The sequence below is a fragment of the Wenzhouxiangella sp. XN24 genome, from assembly GCF_011064545.1.
Classification (GTDB): Bacteria; Pseudomonadota; Gammaproteobacteria; order Steroidobacterales; family XN24; genus XN24.
In genome coordinates this window covers 593,403-609,818 of record NZ_JAAMFG010000034.1, presented here as the reverse complement: position 1 = coordinate 609,818, position 16,416 = coordinate 593,403, and the positions used below count along the sequence as shown (strand labels likewise).

15 protein-coding genes are annotated in these 16,416 nt (G+C 67.4%); 13 read left to right on the top strand and 2 right to left on the bottom strand.

What is annotated here, in order from left to right; genetic code table 11:
• Positions 1–14 precede the first annotated feature (14 nt).
• Positions 15–2,696, bottom strand: coding sequence for a [protein-PII] uridylyltransferase (gene glnD / locus G6032_RS10560; RefSeq protein ID WP_165282074.1), 2,682 nt, complete (start codon positions 2,694–2,696; stop codon positions 15–17).
• Positions 2,693–3,463 (bottom strand): type I methionyl aminopeptidase, encoded by a 771-nt coding sequence (gene map, locus G6032_RS10555; RefSeq protein ID WP_165282073.1) that lies wholly within the window; start codon positions 3,461–3,463, stop codon positions 2,693–2,695. Before map ends, glnD begins: the two co-directional genes overlap by 4 nt.
• Before the next feature lie 276 nt (positions 3,464–3,739).
• Between map and rpsB the strand changes: the two genes are divergently transcribed.
• The 13 genes from rpsB (at position 3,740) to lpxA (ending at position 16,411) form a co-directional block, all read left to right on the top strand.
• Positions 3,740–4,636, top strand: coding sequence for a 30S ribosomal protein S2 (gene rpsB / locus G6032_RS10550; RefSeq protein WP_165282072.1), 897 nt, complete (start codon positions 3,740–3,742; stop codon positions 4,634–4,636).
• 15 nt (positions 4,637–4,651) lie between these two features.
• On the top strand, positions 4,652–5,527 hold the full coding sequence (gene tsf, locus G6032_RS10545; RefSeq protein ID WP_165282071.1) for a translation elongation factor Ts: 876 nt from the start codon (positions 4,652–4,654) through the stop codon (positions 5,525–5,527).
• Positions 5,528–5,664: 137 nt separating this feature from the next.
• Positions 5,665–6,405, top strand: coding sequence for a UMP kinase (gene pyrH, locus G6032_RS10540; protein WP_165282070.1), 741 nt, complete (start codon positions 5,665–5,667; stop codon positions 6,403–6,405).
• 12 nt (positions 6,406–6,417) lie between these two features.
• Positions 6,418–6,975, top strand: a complete 558-nt coding sequence (gene frr, locus G6032_RS10535; protein ID WP_165282069.1) for a ribosome recycling factor — start codon at positions 6,418–6,420, stop codon at positions 6,973–6,975.
• Positions 6,976–7,000: 25 nt separating this feature from the next.
• Positions 7,001–7,747, top strand: coding sequence for a polyprenyl diphosphate synthase (gene uppS, locus G6032_RS10530; protein WP_346763798.1), 747 nt, complete (start codon positions 7,001–7,003; stop codon positions 7,745–7,747).
• Positions 7,741–8,541 (top strand): phosphatidate cytidylyltransferase, encoded by an 801-nt coding sequence (locus G6032_RS10525; protein WP_165282068.1) that lies wholly within the window; start codon positions 7,741–7,743, stop codon positions 8,539–8,541. Before uppS ends, G6032_RS10525 begins: the two co-directional genes overlap by 7 nt.
• The gene (ispC, locus tag G6032_RS10520; protein WP_165282067.1) at positions 8,538–9,716 is read left to right on the top strand and encodes a 1-deoxy-D-xylulose-5-phosphate reductoisomerase; all 1,179 of its coding nucleotides are present in this window, start codon (positions 8,538–8,540) and stop codon (positions 9,714–9,716) included. The genes G6032_RS10525 and ispC overlap by 4 nt, the downstream gene beginning before the upstream one ends.
• 51 nt (positions 9,717–9,767) lie before the next feature.
• Positions 9,768–11,135: an RIP metalloprotease RseP gene (gene rseP / locus G6032_RS10515; RefSeq protein ID WP_206211914.1), complete on the top strand. Its 1,368-nt coding sequence runs from the start codon at positions 9,768–9,770 to the stop codon at positions 11,133–11,135.
• A gap of 7 nt (positions 11,136–11,142) precedes the next feature.
• On the top strand, positions 11,143–13,527 hold the full coding sequence (bamA, locus tag G6032_RS10510; protein ID WP_165282066.1) for an outer membrane protein assembly factor BamA: 2,385 nt from the start codon (positions 11,143–11,145) through the stop codon (positions 13,525–13,527).
• 45 nt (positions 13,528–13,572) lie between these two features.
• Positions 13,573–14,094, top strand: coding sequence for an OmpH family outer membrane protein (locus G6032_RS10505; RefSeq protein WP_165282065.1), 522 nt, complete (start codon positions 13,573–13,575; stop codon positions 14,092–14,094).
• A 16-nt stretch (positions 14,095–14,110) separates the two neighbouring features.
• Positions 14,111–15,193: a UDP-3-O-(3-hydroxymyristoyl)glucosamine N-acyltransferase gene (gene lpxD / locus G6032_RS10500; RefSeq protein WP_165282064.1), complete on the top strand. Its 1,083-nt coding sequence runs from the start codon at positions 14,111–14,113 to the stop codon at positions 15,191–15,193.
• Positions 15,186–15,644: a 3-hydroxyacyl-ACP dehydratase FabZ gene (gene fabZ / locus G6032_RS10495; protein WP_165282063.1), complete on the top strand. Its 459-nt coding sequence runs from the start codon at positions 15,186–15,188 to the stop codon at positions 15,642–15,644. Before lpxD ends, fabZ begins: the two co-directional genes overlap by 8 nt.
• Positions 15,641–16,411, top strand: a complete 771-nt coding sequence (gene lpxA / locus G6032_RS10490; RefSeq protein ID WP_165282062.1) for an acyl-ACP--UDP-N-acetylglucosamine O-acyltransferase — start codon at positions 15,641–15,643, stop codon at positions 16,409–16,411. Before fabZ ends, lpxA begins: the two co-directional genes overlap by 4 nt.
• Positions 16,412–16,416: the final 5 nt, after the last annotated feature.

The following is a 16,416-nucleotide window of genomic DNA, read 5'->3' as shown; positions in this document are numbered from 1 at the left end:
GTGCTGCGGGGTCTTCAACGTGTCGCGGCCGCCTCGTCCAGCCGCGCCCTGAGCTGGTGTCCCAGCGCCTCGCGCTGCCCGGCGTCCAGCGTGTCGCCTTCCAGCGTCGTGATGTAAAACACGTCTTCGGCGCGCTCGCCGATGGTCATGATCTTCGCTGCGCGCAGGGACGCGTTGATTTCCACGAAGGCCTTGCCGACTTCGCACAGCAGCCCCGGCCGGTCGGCGGCGACCAGCTCCATCACCGTGCGCCGGCCGTCGAGGTCCTCGGAAAAGGCGATCCGGGTGGGGGTCGAGAAGAGCCGCACCTGGCGGGGCGGCTGGCGCTGCACGGTCGGCATTCCCCCGCCGTGCTCCAGCGTGGCCTTGCGCACGGCGGCCTCGATCTGCTGCAGCCGTTCCGCGTCGCCGATCGGCGAGCCGTCGTTCTCCAGCACCACGTAGGTGTGGACGTTGCGGCCGTCGCCCACCGGCACGACGCGCGCATCGAGAATGTTCAGGCCGAGCTCGTCCAGCGCCCCCGTGGCGCGCGCGAAGCTGTGCTGGCCGGTCATCGTGCAGACCATGATGGCGGTGCCGCCGCGTCCCGTCTGCTCCTCGACGGAGACCGCGGATTGCTCGCCCCGGTCCTCGAGTCCCGCCAGCACGCGGATGTGCCAGGCGATCTCCTCCGGCGTATGGCGCAGGAAATACTCGCCGGCGAATCCGCCCCAGACTTCCCGGGCGCGCGCCTCGCGGATCCCGCGGGCGGCGAGCAGGGCCAGCGCCTCGGCCTGGGTTTCCGCGATCAGCTGTTCGGAATCGATCGGCGACTCCAGTCCCGCCCGCAGGGCGCGCTTGACGCTGTCGTAGAACTCTTCGAACAGCGAGGCCTTCCACGCGTTCCAGAGTTTCGGGCTGGTGCCGCGAACATCCGCCACGGTCAGCACGTACAGGTAATCGAGATGCGCCTCGTCGCCGACCCGGCGGGCGAACTCTGCGACCACCGCGGGATCGTGGATGTCTTTTTTCTGCGCGGTGATGGAGAACACGAGATGGTTGCGCACCAGCCAGGCCACGAGCCGCGCATCGTAGGGCGAAAGGCCGTGTTCGAGACAGAACGCTTCGGCGTCCACTGCGCCGAGCTCCGAGTGGTCGCCGCCGCGCCCCTTGGCGATGTCGTGAAACAGTCCGGCCAGGTAGGCCAGTTCCTGCTTCGGCAGCGACTGCATGATGCGGCTGCACATCGGCATTTCGTGGTCGAAACGCGCCAGCGCGAAGCGCCGCAGGTTCGAGACGACGAACAGCGTGTGCGCATCCACCGTGTACGCGTGGAACAGGTCGAACTGCATGCGCCCGGTGACGCGCCCGAAGGCGGGGATGTAGCGGCCGAGCACCCCGTAGCGATTCATGCGCCTGAGCTCGTGCGTGACGCCCTCCGGCGCGCGGATGATGTCCATGAACAACCGATGGTGTCGCGGGTTCTGCCGGAACTCTTCGTCGATCAGCGGCAATGCGCGTCGCACGCGGCGGATGGTGCCGGCGCTGACGCCCTTGAGGCCCGGTTCCTGCTGCAGCAACAGGAAGATTTCCAGCAGCGCCGCGGGCGTGCGCTCGAAGACTTCTTCGTCGGTGGCTTCGAGGAAATCGTTGCGTACCTGGAAGCGCGCGTTCAGCGGGCGCGGGGGCGCCGCCGGGTCGAGCAGGATGGCTTCCTCGAAAAGCTGCAGCAGCATTTCGTTGAGCCGCGCCAGTTCCTGCACCGTGCGGTAGTACTTCTGCATGAACTGTTCGACCGCGAGGGTGAAGCTGGCGTCCTCGTAGCCGAACATCTGCGCGAGCTTCACCTGGTGGTCGAACAGGAGGCGGTCCTCGCGCCGGCCCGTCACGGTGTGCAGCGCCCAGCGGATGCGCCACAGGAAATTCTGCCCCGCGAGCAGGCGGCGATACTCGTAGTCGGTCAGGAACCCGTGTTGCGCCAGCTGGTGAAGGCTGCCGATGCCGAGGTGGCGGCGCGCGAGCCAGCAGACGACCTGGATGTCGCGCAGTCCCCCCGGGCTGCCCTTGATGTTCGGTTCGAGGTTGTGCGCCGTGTCGTGGTAGCGATGATGGCGGGCGGTCTGCTCGGCGCACTTCGCCGTGAAAAAGGCCTGGGGCGGCCACAGCTTGTCGGGCGCCGTGACGTCCTGCATGGCTTCGAACAGGCCCGCGGTCCCGTCCAGCAGGCGGGACTCCATCAGCGTGGTGACGACCGTGACGTCGGCTTCCGCCTCGCGCGCGCAGTCGGCGATCGAGCGCACGCTGTGGCCGACCTCGAGGCCGATGTCCCAGAGAAAGGTCAGGAAACCCGACACCCGGTCGCGCCAGGCCGCGGTGTCGCCGTCCGGCACGATCACCATGATGTCGATGTCCGAACAGGGGTGCAGTTCGCCGCGGCCGTAGCCGCCCACCGCGACGAGGGCGAGCTGGTTTGCGACCTCGCCGAGGTGCAGGCGCCAGGCGCGCACCAGGACGATGTCGATGAGCCTCGCCCGCTCGCGTACCAGGTGCTCGACCGGCTCGTCGGCCGTGAAGCGCTGGCGCAACTCCGCATCGCCGCCGTCGAGGACGCTGCGGAACTGGCGCACGGTGTCCGGCCCGGGCGCGCCGTCTTCGGCCGGCAGGTCCGGCCGGTCCGCCGCGGCGACTTGTTCGCTGCCGTCCACGGAGGCGCTCAAACCTGCCCCGAAGCGCCCAGCGTGAGCACCTCGTGGCCGTCCTCGGTGACCAGGATGGTGTGTTCCCACTGGGCGGACAACGAATGGTCCTTGGTCACGACCGTCCAGTTGTCGGGCAACAGGCGCACCTGGCGCTTGCCGGCATTGACCATGGGCTCGATGGTGAAGGTCATGCCGGGCAGCAGCTCGAGGCCGGTGCCCGGCTTGCCGTAGTGCAGCACCTGGGGGTCTTCATGGAATTCCCGGCCGATGCCGTGCCCGCAGTACTCCCGCACGACCGCGCAGTTCTGCGCCTCGACCCAGGCCTGGATCGCATGGCCGATGTCGCCGAGCCGCACGCCGGGCGCGACCATGTCGATGCCGATGCGCATTGCCTCGTGCGCCACCTCGCTGACCCGCCGCCCGATGACCGTCGGCTCGCCCACGTAGAACATCCGGCTGGTGTCCCCGTGCCAGCCGTCCTTGATCACCGTGATGTCGATGTTGACGATGTCGCCTTTCTTCAGCTTGCGCTCGCCGGGGATGCCGTGGCACACGACGTGGTTGACCGAGGTGCAGATCGACTTGGGGAAACCGCGGTAGTTCAGCGGCGCGGGGACAGCCTCCAGGGTCTTGGTGATGTAGCGGTGACAGATCGAGTCCAGCTCCTCGGTCGAAACCCCTGGCTGGACATGCTCGCCGATCATGTCGAGGACCTGCGCCGCAAGGCGCCCGGCTTCCCGCATGCCGTCTCGTTCCGCAGCCGTTTTCTTGATCGTTACCGGCATGGTGTCTGCGGCCTCCCGAGCCGCGGCCTCTCGATATTCGCCCGCGTTGGCATTGTGCTGTTCGTGGGGGAGAACTTCATCCCGGTTCAACCACTTATGTGGCCCCGGCGCCTCCGGGGAGATTGTCCGGAGCGGCGGCCTATGGTATAAAGCGCGCGCCTTAATCGCAATTAAATCCCACACACGCACCGTCACGCCCGGCTGGGTGCCTTCTTTTCCTCGGGAAAGCGGGTTGCCGGGTGGGGTGCGTGGAGGCTCAACCCGAAGGAGTACAACATGGCTTCTATCTCCATGCGCCAGATGCTGGAGGCCGGCGTTCATTTCGGCCACCAGACCCGTTTCTGGAACCCGAAGATGTCACCCTACATCTTTGGCGAACGTAACAAGATTCATATCATCAACCTCGAGAAGACCCTGCCGCTTTATCTCAAGGCGCAGGACTTCGTCCGCAAGCTCGCCACCGACGGCGGCAGCGTGCTGTTCGTCGGCACCAAGCGCTCCGCGCGCGAATCCATCCAGAAGGAAGCCGAGCGTTGCGGCATGCCCTTCGTCAGCTATCGCTGGCTCGGCGGCATGCTTACGAACTACAAGACGGTGCGCCAGTCGATCAAGCGCCTGTTCGAGCTCGAGCAGATGTCCGAGGACGGCACCTTCGAGAGCCTGACCAAGAAAGAGGTCCTCGGCCTGAAGCGCGAGATGGAAAAGCTCGAGCGCAGCCTGGGCGGCATCAAGAACATGGGCTCGCTGCCCGACGTGCTGTTCATCGTCGATATCGAGCACGAGCGGATCGCCGTGCTGGAAGCCATCAAGCTGGGCATCCCGATCGTCGCGATCGTCGATACCAACTGCTCGCCGGAAGGCATCGACTACGTCATCCCGGGTAACGACGACGCCATGCGCGCGATCCGCCTCTACACCGCGGGCATCGCGGACGCCGTGCTGGAAGGCAAGGCCTCCGTGCCGCAGGTGCCGCAGGGCGAGGACGACTTCGTCGAGGTCGACGACCGTGCCCCCCCCGCGCGCAAGGACGGCGCTCCCCGGCCCGCCGCGAAGCCGGCGCCGCCCACCGCGGGTCCCCAGGTCGCCGAGACCGAGGGCGCCGAACTCCAGCAGGCAGGCGAGGACGCTGCGGCCCCGGCCGCCGACGAAGCGCCCAAGCCCGCCGCAGAGTAAGCGAGGTATCCGGATATGAGTATTTCAGCAAGCCTGGTCAAGGAACTTCGCGAGCGCACGGGCGCCGGCATGATGGAGTGCAAGCGGGCGCTCGTGGAGACCGACGGCGACATCGAGGCCGCGATCGAGCACATGCGCAAGCAGGGGCTCGCGAAGGCCGACAAGAAGGCCGGCCGCATCGCCGCCGAGGGGCTGGTGGTCGTCAAGACGACGAGCGACCAGCACACCGGTGTCGTGGTCGAGATCAACTGCGAAACCGACTTCGTGGCGGGCGGGGACGACTTCAAGGGGTTCGCGGATACCGTCGGCGAACTGGTGCTGGAGCAGCGCCCGGCGGACCTGGAGGCGCTGCTGGCGCTGCCGCTCGGCGATTCCACCGTCGAGGAGACGCGCCGCGGCCTGGTCGCGAAGCTGGGCGAGAACATCGGCGTGCGCCGCTTCGCCATCCTGGAGTCCACCGGCACGATCGGCAGTTACCTGCACGGGACGCGGATCGGCGTGCTGGTCGCCATCGAGGGTGGCGACGAGGCCCTGGTCCGCGACCTGGCGATGCATGTCGCGGCCTCGCGTCCGCAGTACATCGACGAGAGCGAGATCCCCGGCGACTTCCTGGACAAGGAACGCGAGATTCTCGTCGAGCAGGCGAAAGGCGAGGGCAAGCCGGCCGAGATCGTGGCCCGCATGGTGGAAGGGCGGCTGCGCAAGCAGCTTGCCGAGATCACACTGGTCGGCCAGCCCTTCGTCAAGGATCCGGACACGACCGTGGGCAAGCTGCTGTCCAGCCACGACGCGACCGTCGCGGGCTTCGTGCGCTTCGAGGTCGGCGAAGGGATCGAGAAGAAGGCCGACAACTTCGTCGAGGAAGTGATGGCGCAGGTGCGTGGCGGCTGAGCCGCGGCCCTTGCGACGCTTTATCTCGCTGGCCATGGGTCACGGCGCCCGCAGATGAGGTAAGCTTTGGGGCCCCGCGGACAGCGGGGTTCTTTTTTGCGGCAGGCTCTGCCAGGACACAGATCTCGGGGGGCGAGATGACCCGGAAAATTCCGAAACGAATCCTCCTCAAGTTGAGCGGCGAGGCGCTCCTCGGGGGCGTGGACTACGGCATCGATCCGGAAGTGATCAACCGTATCGCCGGCGAGTTGCGCGACGTGCGCGAACTCGGGATCCAGGTGGCGGTCGTGATCGGCGGCGGCAACATCTTCCGCGGCGCGGGGCTGGCGCAGGGCGGCATGGACCGCGTCACCGGCGACCACATGGGCATGCTGGGCACGGTGATCAACTCGCTGGCGCTGCAGGACGCCCTCGAGAAGCTCGGCGTGCATGCGCGGGTGATGTCGGCCATCAAGATCAACGAGGTCTGCGAGGACTACATCCGGCGCCGCGCGATCCGGCACCTCGAGAAGAGCCGCGTGGTGATCCTCGCCGCCGGCACGGGCAACCCCTTCTTCACCACGGACACCGCGGCGAGCCTCCGGGCGATCGAGATGAACGCGGACCTGCTGCTGAAAGCGACCAAGGTCAACGGCGTGTTCTCGGCGGATCCGGCGAAGTTCCCGGATGCCGAGCGCTACACGCGTCTCACCTACGACCAGGTGCTCGATGCCCGGCTCGGGGTCATGGACGCCACCGCCGTGGTGATGTGTCGGGACAACGACCTGCCGTTGCGCGTGTTCAACGTCCACACCAAGGGCGATTTGCTCAAGATCATCAACGGCGAGGATATCGGCACCCTGGTGACCCGGGCTGCCGACTCCGCCGCGGACGCGTGAGAGGGGACCAGCATGTTGCAGGACATCAAGAAAGACGCCGCTGAACGCATGGTCAAGAGCATCGACGCCTTGCGCAACGAGCTCAAGAAACTGCGCACCGGCCGGGCCCACACGAGCCTGCTCGATCACATCACCGTCGAGTACTACGGGAGCCCCGTGCCGCTTAGCCAGGTGGCGAACATCGGGGTCGAGGATTCGCGCACGCTGACGATCACGCCCTGGGAGCGCACCATGGTGCAGGCCGTCGAGAAAGCGGTCATGACCTCGGACCTCGGGTTGAACCCCAACACCGCGGGGACCGTCATCCGCGTGCCGCTGCCGCCGCTGACTGAAGAACGGCGCCGCGACATGGGCAAGGTGGTGCGCCACGAGGGCGAGAACGCCAAGGTCGCGATCCGCAACATCCGCCGCGATGCCCTGCATACGGTCAAGGAACTCCTCAAGGAGAAGGAGATCAGCGAGGACGACGATCGCCGCGCGCACGAGGAGATCCAGCAGTTGACCGACAAGCACATCGCGATCGTGGACAAGGTCGTCGAGGAGAAGGAACAGGAACTCCTGGAGGTCTGAGCCCGCAGGGCCTGGCGCACATCCGGTGAACGTTCCAGACATTCCTGCCCACGTCGCCGTCATCATGGACGGCAATGGTCGCTGGGCGAAGCAGCGCACCCTGCCTCGCCAGGCGGGGCACCGCGCCGGCGTCAAGACGGCGCGCCGCATCGTCGAGGCCTGCGCCCGACGCGGCGTCGGCGTCCTCACCCTGTTCGCATTTTCCAGCGAGAACTGGCGGCGGCCGAGCCGCGAGGTGGGTGCGCTGATGCGGCTGTTCGTCGAAGCGCTGGATCGCCAGGTGGACGAATTGCACGGCAACGGCGTCCGGCTCATGTTCATCGGTGACCGGAGCGGCTTGTCGGACACGCTGCAGGCGCGGATGACGGCGGCGGAAGAAACCACCCGGGACAACACGCGGCTCACGCTGGTGATCGCGCTCGCCTACGGCGGGCGCTGGGACATCGTCGCGGCGACGCGGGCGCTCGCCCGCGAGGTGGCGACCGGCCGGCTGGATCCGGAGGCGATCGACGACGCGATGTTCGCGGATCGGCTCGCCCTCGCCGGGTTACCGGACCCGGACCTGCTGATCCGCACGGGCGGCGACCACCGCATCAGCAATTTCCTGCTCTGGAACCTGGCCTACGCGGAATGCTGGTTCACGGATCGCCTGTGGCCGGACTTCGACGAACAGGACCTGGACAAGGCGCTCGACCGTTTCCGCGGCGTGGAACGGCGCTACGGCCGGATATCCGAGCAGCTCGAGGACGCCCTGGAGGACGATGCATGCTGAAGGAGCGGATCATCACGGCGCTGTTGCTGGTGATTGCGCTGCTCACCGTGCTGTTTTTCGCCTCGGAAGACGTCGGTGTCGTGCTGTTCGGCCTCCTGTTGCTGGTGGCGGCCTGGGAGTGGGCCGGACTCGCCCAGGCGGCGCGGCCCGTGATCCGCGCGGCATACACCCTGCTGACCGCGCTGCTGATCGGCTGGCTCGCGTGGTGGACGCCCACCGGCGACATGCCGGCCCCGTTCCTGTGGCTCCAGCTGCTCGTATGGGTCGCAACCGCCGTGCTGCTGGCGCGTTTCCCCGTGGCTGTTCCGCGCCCGGCCGTGGCGCTCTCCGGGCTCGTCATCCTGCCGCTGGCCTGGCTGACTTTCGCCCACGTTCTCAAGACCGACGCTTTCGGCGCCTGGTGGGCTCTCTACCTGTTCGTCGTCGTGGCGGCCGCCGACGTGGGGGCCTATTTCGTCGGGCGCCGCTTCGGGCGCATCAAGCTGGCCGTGCAGGTCAGTCCGGGCAAGACCTGGGAAGGGCTGTTCGGTGGCCTGGCCTTCGTGGCGCTGGTCAGCCTGGGCGCGGCCTGGTGGTTCGACGTCCCGGCGCCGCACGTCGCGGCGCTGTCGCTGGCGGTGGCGGCGGTCTCCGTGATCGGCGATCTCGGCATCAGCATGCTCAAGCGCAGCATCGGCCTGAAGGATACGGGCCAGGTCTTTCCGGGCCACGGCGGCGTGCTCGATCGCATCGACAGCCTCCTCGCCGCGCTGCCGGTCTACGTCATCGGACTGCGCTGGCTGGTGTCGCCTTGATCGGCCTGGCCATTCTCGGCGCCACCGGCAGCGTGGGCGTCAGTACGCTGGATGTCGTGGCGCGCAACCCGGGACGCTTCGCGGTGCGCGCGCTGACCGGCTGTCGCAACTGGCGCGTGCTGCTGGAGCAGTGCCGCCGGTTCTCGCCGTCGGTCGCCGTGCTCGCCGACGACGACGCCGCGGCAGAGCTCGCGGCCGCGGTGGCGGCGGAGGGCCTGGCCGTGGAGGTGCGCTCCGGCGCCGCGGCGCTCGAGGATGCGGCGCGGCGCGAGGACGTGGATGCCGTGATGGCGGCGATCGTCGGCGCGGCCGGGCTGTTGCCGACCCTCGCCGCGGCCCGCGCGGGCAAGCGCGTGCTGCTGGCCAACAAGGAAGCGGTGGTGATGGCCGGGCGGCTGCTCAACGAGGCGCTGGCCGCCTCGGGCGGCACGCTGGTGCCAATCGACAGCGAGCACAACGCGCTGTTCCAGTGCCTGCCGGACGGCCGCAACGACCCCGACGGGGCGGGCGTGGTCAGCCTCCTGCTCACGGCATCGGGAGGGCCGTTCCTGGACACCCCGCTGGAGGCGCTCGCGGGCGTGACGCCCGACGCGGCCTGTCGCCACCCGAACTGGGAAATGGGGCGCAAGATCTCGGTGGATTCGGCGACCATGATGAACAAGGGCCTGGAGATCATCGAGGCCTGCTGGCTGTTCGGGGTCGGCCCGGAGCGCGTCAGGGTGGTGATCCACCCGGAGAGCATCGTGCACTCGCTGGTCGAGTACCGGGACGGCTCGGTGCTGGCGCAACTCGGCAACCCGGACATGCGCACCCCGATCGCCCATGCACTGGGCTGGCCCGAGCGGATGCTGTCCGGCGCCACGCCACTGGATCTCGTCGCGCTCGGGCAACTGAGTTTCAGGCCCGCCGAGCCGGAGCGTTTCCCGTGCCTGGGCCTGGCGATCGCGGCGGCGCAGGCGGGGGGCGGGGCCCCCGTCGTGTTGAACGCGGCAAACGAGGCGGCGGTCGCGGCTTTTCTCGCGGGCACGATCGGTTTCACTTCGATTTCGTCGGTCATCGACTCGGTTCTGGCACAATATGCGGGTCCCGATCCGGCCGACCTCGAGGCGATCCTGGCGCTGGATGCGGAATCCCGGCTGTCGGCCGAGGAGAAAATACGGGATCTGGCACTCTAACCCTTCGCCGGCGCCTTGCCGGCGGAAGACCTTTGCGACCTGAGGAACATTTTGAGCGGAATACTGACCTCGGCCCTGGCTTTCGTAGTTGCCATCGCGGTGCTGGTGGCGGTGCACGAGTTCGGGCATTTCTGGGTCGCACGGCGCCTTGGCATCAAGGTCCTGCGGTTCTCGATCGGGTTCGGCCGGCCCCTGTGGCGCCGGACGGGCGCCGATGGCACCGAGTACTGGGTATCGGCCATCCCCCTGGGCGGCTACGTGAAAATGCTCGACGAGCGCGAAGGCAACGTCGCTCCCGAGGACCTGGAACGCTGTTTCAACCGGCAGCCGCCGTCGCGGCGCATCGCCGTGCTGTTCGCGGGGCCGGCGTTCAATTTCCTGTTCGCCATCGCCGCCTACTGGCTCATGTTCGTCGTCGGCGTGCCGGCGATGAAGCCGCTGGTCGGCGCCATCGAGCCGGATTCGCCGGCCGCGGAAGCGGGATTGCGCGCCGGAGACCTCATCGTGGCCGTGGATGATGCCCGGACGGACACCATGATGGCGGCGCAGCTGGAGATGTTGCAGGCCATGGTGCCGGGCGGCCGGGCCACGCTCGAACTGGAACGGACCGACGGCAGCCGGGCGACGGTGCAGATCAGCTACGACGGCGACACCCATGACCTCTCGGAGCCGGGTGTCATGTTTCCGCAACTCGGGATCCAGCAATGGCGCCCCGAGCTCCCCGCAGTCATCGGGGAAGTGCTGCCCGAAGGGACCGCCGCCAGTTCCGGACTCCGGCAGGGCGACCGCCTGGTGAGCGCCGACGGGCGGCCACTGGAGAACTGGGATGAATGGGTCGCTTTCATCCGCGCGCATCCCGGCGAGACGGTGGACCTGGCGCTGGAACGGGACGGCAGCCGCCAGGTCATGCCCTTGTTCATCGGCGCGGCCGACGACGAGGGTGAGCTCGTGGGGCGCATCGGCGCCGGACCGCTGGTCACCCCCGAGCTGTGGGACCCGGCGCGCACCGAGCAGCGTTACGGTCCGCTGGGGGCGGCGACCGAAGCCGTCGGCGAGACCTGGCGCATGTCCGCACTCACCGTGACGATGATGGGGCGCATGCTGCTCGGCCAGGTTTCGGTGAAGAACATCAGCGGGCCGATCAACATCGCGCAGGTCGCCGGATTCACCGCCGCCGCGGGATTGACCACGTTTCTCGCCTTTCTTGCGGTCGTCAGTATCAGCCTCGGGATCATCAACCTGCTGCCGATCCCGTTGCTGGACGGCGGGCAGATCGTTTACCAGGTCGTCGAGATCACCAAGGGCAGCCCGGTGTCGGAGCGCGCGCAGATCGTCGGCCAGCAGGTCGGGATCGTCATGCTGTTGATGCTCATGACCTTTGCCTTTTACAACGACATCGTCCGGCTGGCGACTGGCTGAGGTGCGAGTGAAACAGCTTCTCTCGATCGGGATGGCGATCCTGTGCATCGCCCTGGCAACCACGACCGCGCCGGCATTCGCCCAGCAGGGCGACGACTTCGTGGTGCGCGACATGCGTGTGGAGGGCCTGCAGCGCATCGCCGAGGGCACCGTGTTCAACTACCTGCCGGTCAGCCTCGGCGACCGGCTGGACGCCACGCGCATCGCGGAGGCGATCCGCGTGCTGTTCGGCACCGGGTTGTTCTCCGACGTCGAGCTGCGCCGCGACGACGATACGCTGGTGATCGCCGTGCGCGAGCGCCCCTCTATCCGTCGGCTGACTTTCACCGGCAACAAGGACATCAAGACGGAGGACCTGGAGGAGTCGCTGGTCGGCGTGGGCCTGACCCGCGGCCGGACCTTCGATCGGCCGGTGCTCGAAGACGTGAAGCAGTTCCTCACCGACCAGTACTATGCCCGCGGCAAGTACAGCGTCAAGATCGAGGCGAACGTCAGGGAGAACGAGGCGGAAAACACCGTCGACATCAGCGTGGTCATCAACGAGGGAGAGCGCGCCAGGATCCGCCAGATCACACTGATCGGCAACGAGGTCTTCGACGACGACGAGCTGCGCTCCGAGTTCGAACTCACGACCGGCAACTGGTTGTCGTGGTATCGCCAGGACGACCGGTACTCGCGCGAGGCGCTCGTCGGGGACCTGGAGGCCCTGCAGTCCTACTACATGGATCGCGGCTACGCCAATTTCGAAGTGGTCTCGACGCAGGTGCAGATCTCGCCGGACCGCCAGGGCATCTACATCACGGTCAACATTGACGAGGGCGAGCCCTACCGCATCTCCGACATCCGCCTCGCCGGAAACATGGTGGTGCCGGAGGAGCAGCTGAACCGCCTCGTGGTGGTCAAGCCCGGCGAGACGTTTTCGCGCCGGCAGCTGACCCAGTCGGCGGAACTGATCACCTTCCGCCTCGGCGAGGAGGGCTTCGCATTCGCGCGCGTCGATCCGGTGCCGGAAATCTCCGAGGACGGCCAGAGCGTGGCGGTCACCTTCTTCATCGATCCGGGCAAGCGCGCCTACGTGCGACGCATTCATTTCGCCGGCACGACGGGCATCAACGACGAGGTGCTGCGCCGGGAAATGCGCCAGATGGAGGGCGGCTACCTGTCGAACCGCGCGCTGGAACGCTCCGAGCAACGCATCCGTCGCCTGCCGTTCGTGGAGGAGGTCAAGAAAGAGACGCTCCCGGTGGTGGACAGCGACGATCTCGTCGATATCGAGATGAGCGTCAAGGAAGGCCTGCCGGGCAGTTTCGGCGGAGGGATCGGCTACTCGGGGCTGCAGGGCGTACTCCTGAACGCCAACTTCGTGCACACGAATTTCCTCGGCACGGGCAACCGCATCGAGGCCGACGTCAACACCGGGCGCTTCAGCACGGTCTACAGTTTCCTGCACACGGACCCGTACGTGACGCCCGACGGCGTGGCGCGCACGGTGTCCGCCGGTTACCGCGACGTCACGCAGTTCGTCTCGGGCGCCTCCGAGTTCAGCGCCAAGACGGCGTCCCTCGGCCTGGAGTACAGCTACCCCATCTCGGAGTTCACGCGCCTGCGCTTCGGCATGCAGCTGCTCGACACGAAGCTGCTCACGAACCAGTTCAGTCCGCTGCAGTCCTCGCGCTGGGTGCTCTTGAACGGCGACTCGGAGGTCTTCGACGTGGCGGGCTCCACGCTGGTCGAGAGCCAGTTCCAGTCCTACGAGTTGCTGCTCGGCTGGGTGTTCGATTCGAGAAACCGGGTGCTGTTTGCGAACCGCGGCGCGCGTCACCGCGTGTCACTCAACTACACGGTGCCCGGCAGTGACGTGGAATACTACGTGGCCACTTACGAGCTGCTGCGGTATTTCCCTTTCATCGGGCCGACGTTCTTCGAGTTGAATGCGGGCATCTCCTACGCGGACGCAGTGGGCGACACCACGGAAATCCCGCCGTTCAAGCGTTTCTTCGGCGGCGGCCCCGGGACGGTGCGCGGTTACCGCGAGGGCTGGCTGGGGCCGCGCGACACGAACAACAATCCCTATGGCGGCAACGTGCGCGCAAGTTCCCAGCTGGAGCTCGTGCTGCCGTCCCCCGAGGCGGTCGCGAGCACGACGCGTTTCAGTTTGTTCGTCGACGCCGGTAATATATTCTCCAGTGACACGACGCCCTTTTTCGATCCTGAGACCGGAGAGCCGGAGAACTTTGAGCTCTCTGCCTCGGACCTCAGGTATTCTGCGGGCTTCTCGGCCCAATGGCTGGCGCCGCTGGGCCTGTTCAAATTCAGCTACGGGTTCCCGTTGAACAGCGAGCCCGGCGACCGGCTGGAACGGTTCCAGTTTTCCATCGGCTCGGCGTTCTGACGGCCGGGATCAAATTACAAAACTCTTGATGAGGACAGCGTACGTATGAACGCAATGACTCGAACTCTCGCCGCCCTGCTGCTGGCCACGCTGGCGGCGGCGCCCGCCGCCGCGCTGGCCGAAACCCGCATCGGCGTCGTCAAGCTCAACTTGCTCTTCGAGGAGGCGCCGCAGGCCATGGCGCTGCAGCGCTCCCTCACCGAGGAATTCGCTCCCCGCGAGCGGGAGATCCGTGCCAAGCGCGAGGAGCTGGTGGCGATCGAGAAGCGTCTCGAAGAGGGCCAGGACTTCATCTCGGACGACGAGCGCCGCCGTCTCGAGCAGAACTTCCGCGACGGCCAGCGGGATTTCCAGCGCGCCCAGAACGAGTTCGTCGAAGACCTGAACCTGCGCCGCAACGAGCGGCTCGGCGAACTGCAGCGGCTGTTCATCACCGAGATCCAGGCCTACGGCCAGGCCCAGGGCTACGACCTGGTGCTGGTGGAAGGTTTTATTCACGCCAGCGATACGATCGACATCACCCGGCAGGTGCTGCAGGTATTGCAGCGCCGGCACCAGGGCGGTTGAGACCGGCCGCCCCGGCATGGCGCTGAGCCTGGGCGAACTCGCCATCCGCCACGGCCTGGAGCTGCGCGGTGACCCGGAGACGCGTGTCACGCGCGTGGGGACCTTGCAGAACGCGGGGCCGGATGCCGTGTCGTTCCTCGCGAATCCGCAGTACCGCAAGCAGCTGGCCGGGACGCAGGCGGGCGTCGTCATCCTCTCGCCCGAGTTCGCGGCGGAGTGCCCCGTCGCGGTGTTGTTGTCCTCGAATCCTTACGCGTCCTACGCGCGGATTGCCGCGGAACTGCACCCGGGGCCGGCCGTGGTGCCGGGCATCCGCGCGGGCGCGGTCGTCGACGGCAGCGCCCGGGTCGCGCCGGATGCATGCATCGCTCCTGGCGCGGTGGTCGAGGACGGCGCCGTCATCGGCGCGGGCGCCTATGTCGGACCGAATTGCGTGGTGGGCGCGGGGGTCGAGATCGGCGCCGGCACGCGCCTGGTGGCCAACGTGACCCTGTGCCATGGCGTGCGCCTCGGGGCGCGGGTGCTGGTGCATCCGGGGGCGGTCATCGGCGCCGACGGTTTCGGGCTCGCGCGCGAGCCGGAGGGCTGGATCAAGGTGCCCCAGCTCGGTGGCGTCACGATCGGCGACGACGTCGAGATCGGCGCCAACACTACCATCGACCGGGGTGCGATCGAAGACACGGTGATCGAGGCGGGCGTCAAGCTGGACAACCAGATCCAGGTGGCGCACAACGTCCGCATCGGGGCCCATACGGTGGTCGCCGGTTGCGCCGGCATCTCCGGCAGCACGACCATCGGCCGCAACTGCATGATCGCGGGCGCGGTCGGCATCGCGGGGCATCTCCAGATCGCCGATGGCACGGTCGTGACGGGGCTGAGCATGGTGAGCCGCTCGATCCGTAAGCCGGGCGTATACTCGGGCGCCCTGTCGGTGGACGATGCGAGCCGCTGGCGGCGCAATGCAGCGCGTTTTCGCCAGCTCGACACGCTGGCGAAGCGCGTGGCGCAACTCGAGCGCGCGGAGGGCGAAGCAGGGCAGGGGCGCGACGGCATAACGGCCGAGGACGGCAACGACGGTGACGGAGAACGTAATGGCTGACGACGGCACGCTCGACCTGCAGCAGATCCTGGTCTACCTGCCGCATCGTTACCCATTTCTCCTGATCGACCGCATCCTTTCCCACACGCCCGGCGGGGAGATCACGGCGCTCAAGAACGTGACCTTCAACGAGCCTTTTTTCCAGGGCCATTTCCCCGGCCGGCCGATCATGCCCGGCGTGCTGATCATCGAGGCAATGGCCCAGGCCGCCGGCGTGCTGGCGTTCCGCACGGCGGGCGTCGAACCGACAGAGCACTCGACGTTCTATTTCGTCGGCATCGACGAGGCGCGGTTCCGCGCGCCCGTCGTGCCCGGCGATCAACTCATCCTCAAGGCGACGATCGAGCGTCGCATCAGGACGATCTGGCGTTTTCGCACCGAGGCGAGCGTGGCCGGCAAAGTGGTCGCTTCCGCGGTGATGATGGTGGCGCCGGAAGGAGGCAAGGCGTGATTCACCAGACCGCGATCATCGCGCCCGATGCGCGGATCGACGAGACAGTTTCCATCGGGCCCTATTCCGTCATCGGCCCGGGCGTCGAGATCGGTGCAGGTACCTCCATCGGTCCCCACGTGGTGATCCAGGGCCCGACCGTGATCGGCCGCGACAACCGGATTTTCCAGTTCGCCTCGATCGGCGACGAACCGCAGGACAAGAAATACGCCGGCGAACCGACGCGCCTGGAAATCGGCGATCGCAACACGATTCGCGAGTGCGTGACGATCAATCGCGGCACCGTGCAGGACGAGGGCGTCACCCGCGTCGGCAACGACAACTGGATCATGGCCTATGCCCACATCGCGCACGACTGCGTGGTGGGAAACAACGTCATCCTGGCGAACAACGTGGGGCTGGCCGGTCACTGCCGCGTAGACGACTGGGTGATCTTCGGCGGCTTCGCCGGCCTGCACCAGTTCTGCCGCGCCGGCGCGCATTCCTTTCTCGGCAAGTACGCCGGCGTCAGCCAGGACGTGCCGGCCTACGTCATGGTCGGCGGCTCCCCGCCGCGGCCCCACGGCATCAACTCCGAGGGCCTGAAACGGCGCGGCTTCAGCGCCGCGCAGATCGCGAACATCCGCCACGGCTACAAGCTGCTTTATCGCAGCGGGCTCAAGCTGTCCGAGGCGCTCGCCGAGATCGAGAAGCTCGCCGCGGACCACCCCGAGCTGGACATCTTCGCGGCCTCCATCCGGGACGCCACGCGCAGCATCGTGCGCTAGCCGGG

Excerpts from the sequence above, each read along its gene's own strand:
- map (WP_165282073.1), bottom strand. The coding sequence starts at position 3,463 with ATGCCGGTAACGATCAAGAAAACGGCTGCGGAACGAGACGGCATGCGG.
- rpsB (WP_165282072.1), top strand. The coding sequence starts at position 3,740 with ATGGCTTCTATCTCCATGCGCCAGATGCTGGAGGCCGGCGTTCATTTC.
- tsf (WP_165282071.1), top strand. The coding sequence starts at position 4,652 with ATGAGTATTTCAGCAAGCCTGGTCAAGGAACTTCGCGAGCGCACGGGC.
- pyrH (WP_165282070.1), top strand. The coding sequence starts at position 5,665 with ATGACCCGGAAAATTCCGAAACGAATCCTCCTCAAGTTGAGCGGCGAG.
- frr (WP_165282069.1), top strand. The coding sequence starts at position 6,418 with ATGTTGCAGGACATCAAGAAAGACGCCGCTGAACGCATGGTCAAGAGC.
- G6032_RS10525 (WP_165282068.1), top strand. The coding sequence starts at position 7,741 with ATGCTGAAGGAGCGGATCATCACGGCGCTGTTGCTGGTGATTGCGCTG.
- G6032_RS10505 (WP_165282065.1), top strand. The coding sequence starts at position 13,573 with ATGAACGCAATGACTCGAACTCTCGCCGCCCTGCTGCTGGCCACGCTG.
- lpxD (WP_165282064.1), top strand. The coding sequence starts at position 14,111 with ATGGCGCTGAGCCTGGGCGAACTCGCCATCCGCCACGGCCTGGAGCTG.
- fabZ (WP_165282063.1), top strand. The coding sequence starts at position 15,186 with ATGGCTGACGACGGCACGCTCGACCTGCAGCAGATCCTGGTCTACCTG.